The organism is Variovorax sp. J2L1-78, from assembly GCF_030317205.1.
In the GTDB taxonomy this organism is placed as follows: domain Bacteria; phylum Pseudomonadota; class Gammaproteobacteria; order Burkholderiales; family Burkholderiaceae_C; genus Variovorax; species Variovorax arabinosiphilus.
Genome location: NZ_JASZYB010000001.1, coordinates 75279 through 87469 on the forward strand (window position 1 = coordinate 75279; position 12191 = coordinate 87469).

The window sequence follows — 12191 nt, forward strand, 5'->3', positions numbered from 1 at the left end:
GTATGAGCAGCAATCCGCTCCACGGCGCGTCTCCCATGTCTCCACCGGAGCACACCGTGTCATCCACCTTCCCCGCCAATGCCCAGACGCTCGACCTCGCGGCCGAGCGCGCTCGCGTTTCCGCGACCCCGCCACCGGCCAAGCGGCCGCGCACCGGCGCCCTGACCGACCGGCTCTTTGGCTGGGCCGCCAAGGGCGCCGCGCTGCTGACCCTGGCGATGCTCATCGGCATCCTGCTGTCGCTGATCGTCGGCGCCTGGCCTGCCATCACCAAGTACGGCCTGAGCTTCCTCACCAGCAGCGTGTGGGACCCGGTGCAGGAAGAGTACGGCGGCCTGGTGATGATCTACGGCACGCTGGCCACGTCGCTCATCGCGCTGGTGATCGCCGTGCCGGTGAGCTTCGGCATCGCGCTGTTCCTCACCGAGATGTCGCCGGCGTGGCTCAAGCGCCCGCTGGGCACGGCCATCGAACTGCTGGCGGCGGTGCCGTCCATCGTGTACGGCATGTGGGGCCTGCTCGTGTTCGGGCCGATCCTGTCGACCTATGTGCAGCAGCCGCTGCAGAGCCTGCTGGCCGGAGTGCCCTACCTGGGCGCGCTGGTGTCGGGCCCGCCGGTGGGCATCGGCATCCTGTCGGCCGGGATCATCCTGGCCATCATGATCATTCCCTTCATCGCCTCGGTGATGCGCGACGTGTTCGAAGTCACGCCGCCGCTGCTGAAGGAGTCGGCCTATGGCCTCGGTTCCACCACCTGGGAGGTCGTCTCCAAGGTGGTGCTGCCGTACACCAAGGCCGGCGTCGTCGGCGGCATCATGCTCGGCCTGGGCCGCGCACTGGGCGAGACGATGGCCGTCACTTTCGTGATCGGCAACATGAACCAGCTCAACTCGCTGTCGGTCTTCGAGGCCGCCAACAGCATCACCTCGGCCCTGGCCAACGAATTCGCCGAGGCCGGCGCCGGCCTGCACCAGGCCGCGTTGATGTACCTCGGCCTGGTGCTGTTCTTCATCACCTTCGTCGTGCTGACGCTGTCGAAGATCCTGCTGCAGCGCATGAAGAAGAGTGAAGGGAAGGCATCATGAGCACCGCCGAAAAGCTCCTGGGCATCAAGACGCTCAACGAAACCCGCGCCGCCAAGTTCGCCGGGCGCAAGCGCGTCAACCAGGTCGCGCTGACGCTGTCGGTGGCCGCCATGGCCTTCGGCGTGTTCTGGCTCATGTGGATCCTCTGGGAGACGCTGCGCCTGGGCATCGGCGGGCTCGCGATTGCCACCTTCACCGAAATGACGCCGCCGCCGAACGAGGCGGGTGGCATCGCCAACGCGATCTTCGGCTCCTTCGTGATGGTGCTGATGGCCACCTTCGTCGGCACGCCGATCGGCATCATGGCCGGCATCTACCTGGCCGAATACAACCCGAAGGGCTGGCTGTCGAGCGTGACCCGCTTCGTCAATGACATCCTGCTGTCGGCACCATCGATCGTGATCGGCCTGTTCGTCTACGCCGTGGTCGTGGCCTACTTCAAGACCTTCTCCGGCCTGGCCGGCGCACTGTCGCTGGCACTCATCGTGATCCCGGTCGTGATCCGCACCACCGAGAACATGCTGCAGCTGGTGCCGCCCGGCCTGCGCGAGGCGGCCTACGCCCTGGGCACGCCGAAGTGGAAGGTCATCCTGAGCATCACGCTGCGCGCCGCCCGCGCGGGTGTGGTCACCGGTGTGCTGCTGGCCGTGGCCCGCATTGCCGGCGAGACCGCACCGCTGCTCTTCACCGCGCTGAACAACCAGTTCTGGACCGCCGACCTGAGCCAGCCCATGGCCAGCCTGCCGGTCACGATCTTCAAGTTCGCGATGAGCCCCTACGAGAACTGGCAACACCTGGCCTGGGCCGGCGTGTTCCTGATCACCGTGGCCGTGCTCGCACTCAACATCCTGGCGCGGGTCCTGACGCGCACCAAACTCTAAAGAAGGCGACACCATGCCCACCACGCTCGCTCCCCAGATTTCGCCCTCGAAGATCTCGGTCAAGGACCTGAACTTCTACTACGGCAAGTTCCACGCCCTCAAGGGCATCAACCTCGAGATCCCCGAGAACAAGGTCACGGCCTTCATCGGCCCCTCGGGCTGCGGCAAGTCGACCTTGCTGCGCACCTTCAACCGCATGTTCGAGCTGTACCCCGAGCAGCGCGCCGAAGGCACGATCGCCATCGACGGCGAGAACCTGCTGACGTCCAAGCAGGACGTGGCGCTGATCCGCGCCAAGATCGGCATGGTCTTCCAGAAGCCGACGCCGTTCCCGATGTCGATCTACGACAACATCGCCTTCGGCGTGAAGCTGTTCGAAAACCTCAGCGCGAGCGACATGGACGACCGTGTCGAGTGGGCCCTGAAGAAGGCCGCGCTCTGGACCGAAGTGCGCGACAAGCTGCAGCAGAGCGGCTCGGGCCTGTCCGGCGGCCAGCAGCAGCGCCTGTGCATCGCACGCGGCATCGCGATCAAGCCCGAGGTGCTGCTGCTCGACGAGCCGTGCTCCGCGCTGGACCCGATTTCGACGGCGAAGATCGAGGAGTTGATCGCCGAGCTGAAAAGCGAGTACACCGTGGTCATCGTGACCCACAACATGCAGCAGGCGGCCCGCTGCAGCGACTACACCGCCTACATGTACCTGGGCGACCTGATCGAGTTCGGCGCGACGGAACAGATGTTCTTCAAGCCGCAGCGCAAAGAGACCGAGGACTACATCACTGGCCGTTTCGGCTAAGGAGACAGCGATGACCGAAAAGCATTTGTCCAGCCAGTTCGACAGCGAACTCAACGGCGTCTCGTCGCGCGTGATGGAGCTCGGCGGCATGGTCGAGTCGCAGATCCAGCAGGCGGTGTACGCCCTGGCGCAGTTCGACACCGAAGCCGCCGACCGCGTGATCGAGACCGAGACGCGCGTCAACGCGATGGAGATCGACATCGATCGCGAGCTGTCGTCGATCATCGCGCGCCGCCAACCGACGGCCCGCGACCTGCGCCTCCTGATCGCCATCAGCAAGACCACGGCCAACCTCGAGCGCGTGGGCGACGAGGCCAACAAGATCGCGCGCATGGTCAAGTCGATCATCGAGAGCGGTTCGTCGCGCGCGCTGCCGTCGACCGACCTGCGCATTGCCGCCGACCTGGCCTCGGGCCTGCTGCGCAAGGCGCTGGATGCCTTCGCGCGGCTGGACACCGCCGCGGCGCTGTCGATCCTGAAGGAAGACGACCTGATCGACCAGGAGTTCGACGGCTTCGTGCGCAAGCTGGTCACCTACATGATGGAAGACCCGCGCACCATCTCGGCCAGCCTGGACCTGTTGTTCCTGGCCAAGGCGATCGAACGCATCGGCGATCACGCCAAGAACATCGCCGAATTCATCATCTACATCGTCAAGGGCGCGGACGTGCGGCACACTTCGATGCAGGAAATCGAGTCTGCGCTGCAGTAGGCCCCACCAAAGCGAATGAAAAAACCACGCGTCCTGATCGTCGAAGACGAGTCGTCGATCGCCGAGCTGATCGCCGTCAACCTGCGCCACAACGGCTTCGAGCCGATCTGGTCGGAAGACGGCGTCTCGGCGCAACGCGAAATCGACGCCTTCCTGCCCGACCTGATCCTGCTCGACTGGATGCTGCCCGGCCAGAGCGGGCTGCAGCTGGCGCGCCAATGGCGCAAGGACCCGCGCACCAAGTCGGTCCCGATCCTCATGCTGACGGCGCGCGGTGACGAGCCCGACAAGGTGGCCGGCCTCGACGCCGGTGCCGACGACTACATCACCAAGCCCTTCTCCACCCAGGAGATGCTCGCGCGCATCCGTGCCGTGCTGCGCCGCCGCGCCCCGGAGGCGGTGGCCGAGCGCGTGGAGATCGGCGAGCTGGTGCTCGACACGGCCACGCACCGCGTGACCTGGCAGGGCGCCCCGCTGAAGGTCGGCCCGACGGAATTCAAGCTGCTCGGCTACCTGATGCAGCATGCCGAACGCGTGCACAGCCGCGCGCAGCTGCTCGACAAGGTGTGGGGCGACCATGTCTACATCGAGGAACGCACGGTCGACGTGCACGTCAAGCGCCTGCGCGAATCGCTCGGCGCGGCGGCGCCGATGGTCGAGACCGTGCGCGGTGCCGGCTATCGCCTGACGGCGCAAGCCACGGTTTGAACCGCGCAGCGCGCCGCGCTCGCGGCGGATAATCGCCTGCCATGCCTTTTCGCATCGCCACTTTCCTCGCGGCTTCGGCGGTCGCGGCGGGCCTCGCCGAGTGGTTCTTCGGCTGGCCTTTCGTGGGCTGGGGTGCGTGGATCGGCGCGCTCGCTTGGCTGGTGCTCGACGCCTGGCGCGCCAACCGCCTGCTGAACGTCCTGCGCCAGGGCGGCGCCGGCCTGCCATCGCGTGGTCCCGGCATCTGGGGCGAACTGGCCGAACGCATCCGCAAGCTGCTGCGCGAGCGCGAGCAGGAGACGCGCCAGGCGCAGGAACGGCTGCAGGAATTTCTGGCAGCGTTCCAGGCCTCGCCCAACGGCGTGGTGCTGGTCGACGAGCAGGGCCGCATCGAGTGGTGCAACCAGACGGCGGCGGCGCAGTTCGGCATCGATGCCGAGCGCGACATGCTGCAGCACCTGGCGAACCTGGTGCGCGACCCGGCCTTCGTGGCGTATCTCGCTTCTTGGAACTACAGCCGTGACGTCGTCATCGACGCGACGCACGCGCGCGGCCGCAGCGGCCAGCCGATGCGGCTGTCAGTGCAGGTGCATCCCTACGCCGGCAACCGCCGCATGCTGCTGTCGCGCGACATCACTGCGGTCGAGCAGGCCGAGGCGATGCGCCGTGACTTCGTGGCCAACGTCTCGCACGAGATCCGCACGCCGCTGACGGTGCTCGCCGGCTTCGTCGAGACGTTGCAGAACCTGCCGCTCGAGCCCGAGGAGCGCGCCCGCTACCTGGGCCTGATGGCGCAGCAGTCGCACCGCATGGAGACGCTGGTGAACGACCTGCTGACGCTGTCGCGGCTCGAGGGCAGTGCCGCACCGCCGCTCAGCCAGTGGACGCGGATGCGGGCGCTGATGGCCCAGTGCGAGGACGAGGGCCGCGGCCTGTCGAGCCGGCTGGCGCCGCAGGCCGGGCATCGGCTGTCGTTCAAGGTCGAGGCCGATTCCGAGATCGCCGGCGTGCCGACCGAGCTGCAGAGCGCGATGTCGAACCTGCTGAGCAATGCGATCCGCTACACCCCCGGTGGCGGCGAGGTCGGCGTGACCTGGCGCCTGCTGCCCGACGGGCGTGGCGAGTACGCGGTGCGCGACAGCGGCCCGGGCATCGCGGCGGAGCACATCCCTCGCCTGACCGAGCGCTTCTATCGGGTCGACCGCAGCCGTTCGCGCGAAACCGGCGGCACCGGCCTCGGGCTGGCCATCGTCAAGCACGTGGTGCAGCGCCATGGCGGTGAGCTGCGCATCGAGAGCACCGTGGGGCAGGGCTCGCGCTTCGCGCTGATCTTCCCGGTCACGCGCGTGCGGGCCGCGCGGGCTGCGGCAGGCGCGCTCGCCTGAGGGTGCGCCACAGCAGCGCCGCGAAGAGCAGCGCGGTCAGCCACAGCGCCGCGGCGCTCATCAGCCAGAAGGCGAGCGGCGATTGCATCGCCGGCCACGGGCCCAGGCCACGGTAGGCCAGCAGGTAGCTGCCGCCCAGGCCCACGCCCCACAGCAGCGCGCAATAAAGCACCAAGGGCGCGACCGTCACGCGATAGCTGCGCAGCACGAAGACGCACAGTGTCTGCGTGGCGTCGGCCAGGTGATAGCAGGCCGTCGCGAGCAGGAGGGTGGTTGCGAGGGCGGTAACGGCCAGGTCGTCGGTGTAGACGTCGGCGAGCCAGCCGCGTGCCAGCACCATCAGCGTCGCGATGACCAGCGCACCACCGAGCGTCAGTTCGAAGCCGCGCGCGCAGGCGCGTCGCGCCTGGGTCGCATCGCCCGCGCCCAGCCAGTAGCTCGCGCGCGCACTGGTGGCGATCGACAGCGACAGGGGCACCATGTAGGCCACGGCGGTGAGGTTCGAGGCGATCTGATGCGCCGCCGAAGCCGTGGCACCCAGGCGCGCGATGAACAAGGCCATCAGCGTGAAGGAAGTGACCTCGACCAGCACCGACAGCCCGCCCGGCACGCCCAGGCGCGCGAAGCGGCGCAGCTGCGGCCAGTCGGGCGCCTCGATGCGCGCCCAGAGCCCGTATGCGCGGTAGAAGGCCTGCGTGCGCAGCAGCCAGACCGCCAGCGCGAGCATGCCCCAGTTGACCACCAGCGTGGCCCAGCCGCAGCCGACCAGGCCGAGGGCCGGCAGCCCGGCGCCGCCGAACGCGAACCAGATCGACAGCGGCACCTTCAGCGCCAGCGCACCCATCTGCACCCAGGTCACGAGCTTCGGCTTGCCCAGGCCCTGGTTGAGCGTGCTGAACAGCCGGAACAGCAGCGCCGGTGGCAGCGCGAAGGCCAGCACGGTGAGGTAGGCCTCCACGTCGCCGCGCATGGTGTCGGGGACGGCGGTCCAGCGCAGCAGGGCGCCGGGCATCAGCAGCACGGCCATGCCGATCGCGATGGCGCCGCCGCACAGGTAGAGGGCCTGGCGTACCGATCGGCCGACCTCGGCCTGGCGCCGCGCGCCGTGGAGTTCGGCCCAGACCGGCAGCAGCGCCTGGAGACCGCCGATCAGCGTGACGAAGACGCTGATGAAGATGGCCGAGCCGACCGACAGCGCCGCCAGGGCATCCTGCGCATAGCGGCCGGCGACGATGGTGTCGGTGATCCCGAAGGCCATCACCGCGAACTGGCCGGCCAGCACGGTGCCGGCGTGCCGCGCGATCATCCGGCGTTCGCTGGTCACCGGGCGATGCGCTGGTAGAGAAAGATGTCGTCGCTCCCGCTGGTCGGTCGGCGGAAGCTGCCCACCAGTTGCCAGCGACTGAAGTCGATGGCCACGCCGGGGCGGCCGAGCGCGTCGGGGCTCACCAGCAACCACGGGCAGGCCGTGTCGACCGCATCGTCCGCACCTGCCGCTGCGGCAGCGGCAAGCGGCTTCAGGTTGAAGTGGCCGTGGAACTGGAGCGCCGCGATGTGCGGGCGCGTCAGGGCGAGGGCCGACACGCAAGGCGTCGTGCCGATGCGCTCGCCGATGGCGCGCACCTGCGGGGCATAGCTCAAGGCATGGTCAAGCGCCGGCAGCCACAGCGTGGTGCCGAGCAGCCAGCACAGCGCCGCGCCGCCGCCGGGCAGCACCAGCGTCTTCCAGAGCGCCGCCCGGTGGCGTCCGGTGCGCCACCGCACCAGCCAGCCCCACGCCAGCGTCGCCACGATCGCGAAGCCGAAGTTGAGCCAGGAGAACGTCGGCGCGAAGCCGGGCACCAGGCGCGTGATGCTCGCCGCCATCTTCGGCGGCACACCGGTCTGCATCGCGATCCAGTAGCCCCAGATGATGAAGGCCGCGCCGCTGAAGAAGAGCAGGGTGAACCAGTCGACCAGCGCTGCAGCACTGCGGCGGAAGGTCGGAAGCGCGAAGGCTGCCAGCGTGGCGAAGGCCGGCAGCGCCAGCAGCAGCGAACGGTCTGAGAAGTCGGTGGTCCAGGTGGCGGCCAGCGGCACCAGCGCGAACCACAGCGGCAGCATCACATGGCGCGCGGTGAGTTGCCGGCGCCAGCGCCAGAGCGTCCACAGCGCCAGCGGCCAGGCCGGCCAGGTGAACCACAGCAGCAGCTTGGCCTGGCTGCGCAGGTCCGCGCTCAGGGGGCGACCCTCCTGCTGCCCTGGCAAGGCGATCTGCCAGCGCCACAGCCCGAGGGCCACCGCCACGCCGATGGCAATCAGCGCGACGCCGGCGATCTCGAACGAGGCCATGGCCCGGTAGCGCGGCTCGTCGCTCGATGCATTGGCGACCTCGCGCCGATGGTCCAGGGCCACGAGCAGGGCGGCACCTGCGGCCAGGCCCAGACCGACCGAGGGGGCGCCGCTGAGGGACAGGCCGAGTGCGCCCACGCACAGGGCGAGGGTGGCGCCGACGCGGTGATAGGGCAGTGCCGCCACGCCGTAGAACAGATGGGCGATGAAGAAGAGCTGGGCCAGCGCCGGCGTGGTTTCGTGGCCGAGTTGCGCCAGGCCCAGGCAGGCGATCAGCGCCAGCAGGGCGCCGTCGGCGATCGCGCGCGCGTAGTCGGTCGGCTGGGCCTCACCGCCGAAGGCGAAGGCCACGGGCTGGGCGTTGGGTGTGCGCGCCAGGTGGTACACCGCGTACCAGGTGGCGGTGAAGGCACCCCAGAGGAGCAGCGCAAAGGCGATGCGCACCGCCAGATCGGGATGCACCCACGACGGAGCGATCTTGATCGCCGCGGCCCCGATCCAGTACGGCAGCAGCGCCGGCGGGTCCGGCCGCAGGCCGAGCAGCAGGGGATCGAGCCAATGGGCAAGACCCTCGGTGCTTCGGGCCAGCGCCGCCATGTAGCCGTAGGACGTGATGTCCGCGCTCTTCCACGGCCCTCGTCCCAGCAGGCCGGGCATCAGGTAGGCGGCACACAGCAGCAGGAGCGCCAGCCGCGGCAGGCGGCGGACGGCGCTCTGGGCAACGATGGCGGGCGTCGGCTGGGCGTTCAACGGAAGAGGACTGCGCTCGAAGGAAGAAAGAAAAAGGGCAGCGCGGTAAACCGGGCTGCCCTTGATCCGGGTCTGCGGGAAGCGGCGAGCTTACTTGGAAGCGGTGCCGGTGGTCTTGCCGAAGCGGTTGCGGAACTTCTCGACGCGGCCACCCATGTTGTCCACCGACTTTTGCGTGCCGGTGTAGAAGGGGTGCGATTCGCTCGTGGTGTCGAGCTTGAACAGAGGCAGTTCGCGACCGTCGTCGGTCTTGCCCATTTCCTTGGTGTTCGCGCACGAACGGGTCACGAACTTGAAGCCGTTCGACATGTCGACGAACAGAACTTCGCGGTAGTTCGGGTGAATGCCTTCTTTTGCCATGGTGTTTCCTTTGGGGTCGATGCGAGAGCCACACATCCGGAGCACCTGGCTCATAGACGGTTCCTTGGATCATCCTGATCGAGGAACGGCAGGGCACGGCGCCCGGCTGCACTTTTCGCGAAGCCCGTGATTATCGCATACTGGGCATTTGGCCCGTCAAGGCCTTCCTGAGGAACTGTTGTCCATGGCTTCCAGCGCTTCTCTGCGACCGGGCACGCCGATCCGCGTCGGCCTCGTCGGCTACGGCTTCGCCGGCCAGACTTTTCATGCCCCGGTGCTGTCGGCCGCGCCGGGTCTGGTTCTGGCGGCCGTCGCCAGTTCCCAGCCACAGAAGGTGCAGGCCGACTGGCCCGGGGTGTTGGTCGAGCCCGACGCAGCGGCGCTGCTCGCCCGGCCCGACATCGATCTGGTAGTGGTCGCGACGCCCAACGCCCAGCACCATCCGATCGCCAAGGCAGCGCTCGAAGCCGGCAAGCATGTGGTGGTCGACAAGCCCTTCACGCTCGATGCGGCGCAGGCGCGCGAGCTCGCGGCCCTGGCGCAGCAGTGCAATCGCGTGCTGTCGGTCTACCAGAACCGCCGCTTCGACGCCGACTACCGGACCCTGCGCGACGTGCTGGCCAGCGGACAGCTGGGGCGGCCCGTGTACTTCGAATCGCACTTCGACCGTTTTCGTCCCGAGGTGCGCGAGCGCTGGCGGGAGCAGGCGGTCCCGGGTGCGGGCCTCTGGGTCGACCTCGGCGCACATCTGCTCGACCAGGCCGTGCAACTCTTCGGCACGCCCGACACGCTCCAGCTCGACACCGCCGTGCTGCGCGACGGCGCCCAGGTCGAAGACCACTTTCATGCCCTGCTGCGCTACGAGGCCGGGCCGCATGCACCCCTGCGCGTCGTCCTGCATGCCACCACGCTGGCCGCCCATGCCGCGCCGCGCTACATCCTGCACGGCACACGCGGGAGCTATGTGAAGCATGGCGTCGATCCGCAGGAGGACGCACTGCGCGCCGGCGGCCGCCCGGGCGGCGACGACTGGGGCGTCGACCCCGTGCTTGGCGAACTGAAAGTGGTGGCGATCGAGAACTGGGTGCGCGAGGGCACCGTGCCGAACCGCCGAGGCAACTACGTCGACTACTACGCCGCGGTGCGCGACGCCATCCTCGGCGTCGGCCCCAACCCCGTGCCGCCGGAAGAGGCCGTGGCATTGATGGAGTTGCTCGACCTCGGCGCCCGCAGCGCCCGCGACGGCCGCGCACTCGCCCCATAAAAAAAGCCCGTCGGGAGACGGGCTTTCGTTGGTGGAACACCGCGGAACCGGCTCTGCCGGGCCGCTGGTGTTGCCCCCTCGAGGGGGAGCTGGCTACACGAAGTGAGCCAGTTCGGGGGTGGGTTAGCTTCAGCCGCCCCGGCGCATCATGTCGAAGAACTCGACATTGGTCTTCGTCGCCTTCATGTTCTTGAGCATCAGCTCCATCGACTCGATCTCGTCCATGTTGTACATGAGCTGGCGCAGGATGCGGGTCTTCTGCAGGATCTCGGGGGCCAGCAGCAGTTCTTCGCGGCGGGTGCCGCTACGGCTGAGCTGGATCGACGGGAACACGCGCTTCTCGTACAGGCGGCGGTCCAGGTGGATTTCGGAGTTGCCGGTGCCCTTGAACTCTTCGAAGATCACTTCGTCCATGCGGCTGCCGGTGTCGATCAGCGCGGTGCCGATGATGGTCAGCGAGCCGCCTTCTTCGACGTTGCGTGCGGCACCGAGGAAGCGCTTGGGGCGCTGCAGCGCGTTGGAATCGACACCGCCGGTCAGCACCTTGCCCGACGAGGGCACGACGTTGTTGTAGGCGCGGGCCAGGCGGGTGATCGAGTCGAGCAGGATCACCACGTCTTTCTTGAGCTCGACCAGGCGCTTGGCGCGCTCGATCACCATTTCGGCGACGTGCACGTGGCGCGCGGCGGGCTCGTCGAAGGTCGAAGCGATGACCTCGCCGCGCACGGTGCGCTGCATTTCGGTCACTTCTTCCGGGCGCTCGTCGACGAGCAGCACCATCATGTGGACGTCGGGGTAGTTGGCGCTGATCGCGTGGGCGATGTGCTGCATCATCACCGTCTTGCCGCTCTTGGGCGGCGCCACCAGCAGGGCACGCTGGCCTTTGCCGATGGGGGCGATGATGTCGATGATGCGGCCGGTGATGTTCTCTTCGCTCTTGACGCCTTCGCGTTCCAGTTTCATCTGTTCCTTGGGGAACAGCGGCGTCAGGTTCTCGAACATCACCTTGTGCTTGTTCTGCTCGGGCGGGCCGTCGTTGACCTTGTCGAGCTTGGTCAGCGCGAAGTAACGCTCGCCGTCCTTGGGCGTGCGCACTTCGCCTTCGACCATGTCGCCGGTGTGCAGGTTGAAGCGGCGCACCTGGCTCGGCGAGATGTAGATGTCGTCGGTGCTGGCGGTGAAGCTGGTGTCGGGGCTGCGCAGGAAACCGAAGCCGTCGGGCAGGATTTCGAGCACGCCGTCGGCGAAGACCTGTTCGCCGGCCTTCGCGCGCTTCTTGATGATCGCGAACATCAGCTCCTGCTTGCGCATGCGGCCGGTGTTTTCGATCTCAAGGGCTTCGGCCTGCTTGAGGACTTCAGACACGTGGAGTGCCTTGAGTTCGTTTAAGTGCATGGAGCGACCCCTTGCGGGGTGTTCGGGGTGTTGTCGAACGGGATGAAACGGGGGGAGGTTTAAGGAGAGGCGAGAACTGCCTCACAAACCGGGGAACTCAAACCGGGCGGGCCGGTGAACTGAGAGAGATTATGACAGGAAAAAACGAGGCGGCCGGCGCATTGCGCGGCGACCGCCCTGGGGGACCGACTCAGGCGAGTTGCTGGTCGATGAAGGCGGTCAGTTGCGCCTTGCTCATCGCGCCCACCTTGGTGGCAGCCAGCTGGCCGTCCTTGAACAGCATCAGGGTGGGGATGCCGCGGATGCCGAACTTGGCGGGGATGTCGCGGTTCTCGTCCACGTTCATCTTGGCGATCTGCAGCTTGCCTTCATAGGTGCTGGAGACTTCGTCGAGGATCGGCGCGATCATCTTGCAAGGGCCGCACCATTCGGCCCAGTAGTCGACCAGGACAGGCTTGCCGGACTGCAGCACGTCGGCTTCGAAGGAGGAGTCGGAGATGTGTTTGATCAGATCGCTGGCCATG

The 12191-nt window shown here is 67.7% G+C and carries 12 protein-coding genes; 7 read left to right on the forward strand and 5 right to left on the reverse strand.

The window, feature by feature from the left end; all coding sequences use genetic code 11:
* The first annotated feature begins 35 nt into the window (after positions 1–35).
* From pstC to phoR, 6 genes are read left to right on the forward strand one after another with little or no spacing between them, the layout of a single operon-like run.
* Positions 36–1085 carry a phosphate ABC transporter permease subunit PstC gene (gene pstC, locus QTH86_RS00365; RefSeq protein ID WP_444813534.1) on the forward strand — a complete coding sequence of 350 codons (1050 nt, stop codon included), beginning with the start codon at positions 36–38 and terminating at the stop codon, positions 1083–1085.
* Positions 1082–1966: a phosphate ABC transporter permease PstA gene (pstA, locus tag QTH86_RS00370; RefSeq protein WP_286646636.1), complete on the forward strand. Its 885-nt coding sequence runs from the start codon at positions 1082–1084 to the stop codon at positions 1964–1966. The genes pstC and pstA overlap by 4 nt, the downstream gene beginning before the upstream one ends.
* A 13-nt stretch (positions 1967–1979) precedes the next feature.
* On the forward strand, positions 1980–2762 hold the full coding sequence (pstB, locus tag QTH86_RS00375) for a phosphate ABC transporter ATP-binding protein PstB (protein WP_286646635.1): 783 nt from the start codon (positions 1980–1982) through the stop codon (positions 2760–2762).
* Positions 2763–2772: 10 nt separating this feature from the next.
* Positions 2773–3474, forward strand: coding sequence for a phosphate signaling complex protein PhoU (gene phoU, locus QTH86_RS00380; protein WP_286646634.1), 702 nt, complete (start codon positions 2773–2775; stop codon positions 3472–3474).
* Between the two features lie 15 nt (positions 3475–3489).
* Positions 3490–4182: a phosphate regulon transcriptional regulator PhoB gene (phoB, locus tag QTH86_RS00385; RefSeq protein ID WP_286646633.1), complete on the forward strand. Its 693-nt coding sequence runs from the start codon at positions 3490–3492 to the stop codon at positions 4180–4182.
* Positions 4183–4223: 41 nt separating this feature from the next.
* A complete protein-coding gene (phoR, locus tag QTH86_RS00390) occupies positions 4224–5567 on the forward strand; it encodes a phosphate regulon sensor histidine kinase PhoR (protein WP_286646632.1) in 1344 nt (447 codons plus the stop codon).
* Here phoR and QTH86_RS00395 read toward each other — a convergent pair.
* From QTH86_RS00395 to QTH86_RS00405, 3 genes are all read right to left on the reverse strand, one after another.
* Complete coding sequence (locus QTH86_RS00395) at positions 5521–6873, reverse strand: MATE family efflux transporter (protein ID WP_444813774.1); 1353 nt, start codon at positions 6871–6873, stop codon at positions 5521–5523. The genes phoR and QTH86_RS00395 overlap by 47 nt on opposite strands.
* Before the next feature lie 14 nt (positions 6874–6887).
* Positions 6888–8648, reverse strand: a complete 1761-nt coding sequence (locus tag QTH86_RS00400; RefSeq protein ID WP_286646630.1) for a hypothetical protein — start codon at positions 8646–8648, stop codon at positions 6888–6890.
* Positions 8649–8738: 90 nt separating this feature from the next.
* A complete protein-coding gene (locus tag QTH86_RS00405) occupies positions 8739–9008 on the reverse strand; it encodes a type B 50S ribosomal protein L31 (protein ID WP_140838007.1) in 270 nt (89 codons plus the stop codon).
* A gap of 184 nt (positions 9009–9192) precedes the next feature.
* On the opposite strand from QTH86_RS00405, the gene QTH86_RS00410 reads away from it, so the two are divergent.
* Positions 9193–10272, forward strand: a complete 1080-nt coding sequence (locus QTH86_RS00410) for an oxidoreductase (protein WP_286646629.1) — start codon at positions 9193–9195, stop codon at positions 10270–10272.
* A gap of 129 nt (positions 10273–10401) precedes the next feature.
* Here the strand turns inward: QTH86_RS00410 and rho are convergent, their stop codons facing one another.
* Both rho and trxA read right to left on the reverse strand, forming a co-directional pair.
* The gene (rho, locus tag QTH86_RS00415) at positions 10402–11667 is read right to left on the reverse strand and encodes a transcription termination factor Rho (protein WP_262076769.1); all 1266 of its coding nucleotides are present in this window, start codon (positions 11665–11667) and stop codon (positions 10402–10404) included.
* A 190-nt stretch (positions 11668–11857) separates the two neighbouring features.
* Positions 11858–12190, reverse strand: coding sequence for a thioredoxin TrxA (gene trxA, locus QTH86_RS00420; protein ID WP_262076770.1), 333 nt, complete (start codon positions 12188–12190; stop codon positions 11858–11860).
* Position 12191 lies beyond the last annotated feature (1 nt).

Excerpts from the sequence above, each read along its gene's own strand:
- pstC (WP_444813534.1), top strand. The coding sequence starts at position 36 with ATGTCTCCACCGGAGCACACCGTGTCATCCACCTTCCCCGCCAATGCC.
- pstA (WP_286646636.1), top strand. The coding sequence starts at position 1,082 with ATGAGCACCGCCGAAAAGCTCCTGGGCATCAAGACGCTCAACGAAACC.
- pstB (WP_286646635.1), top strand. The coding sequence starts at position 1,980 with ATGCCCACCACGCTCGCTCCCCAGATTTCGCCCTCGAAGATCTCGGTC.
- phoU (WP_286646634.1), top strand. The coding sequence starts at position 2,773 with ATGACCGAAAAGCATTTGTCCAGCCAGTTCGACAGCGAACTCAACGGC.
- phoB (WP_286646633.1), top strand. The coding sequence starts at position 3,490 with ATGAAAAAACCACGCGTCCTGATCGTCGAAGACGAGTCGTCGATCGCC.
- phoR (WP_286646632.1), top strand. The coding sequence starts at position 4,224 with ATGCCTTTTCGCATCGCCACTTTCCTCGCGGCTTCGGCGGTCGCGGCG.
- QTH86_RS00395 (WP_444813774.1), bottom strand. The coding sequence starts at position 6,873 with ATGATCGCGCGGCACGCCGGCACCGTGCTGGCCGGCCAGTTCGCGGTG.
- QTH86_RS00405 (WP_140838007.1), bottom strand. The coding sequence starts at position 9,008 with ATGGCAAAAGAAGGCATTCACCCGAACTACCGCGAAGTTCTGTTCGTC.
- QTH86_RS00410 (WP_286646629.1), top strand. The coding sequence starts at position 9,193 with ATGGCTTCCAGCGCTTCTCTGCGACCGGGCACGCCGATCCGCGTCGGC.
- rho (WP_262076769.1), bottom strand. The coding sequence starts at position 11,667 with ATGCACTTAAACGAACTCAAGGCACTCCACGTGTCTGAAGTCCTCAAG.
- trxA (WP_262076770.1), bottom strand. The coding sequence starts at position 12,190 with ATGGCCAGCGATCTGATCAAACACATCTCCGACTCCTCCTTCGAAGCC.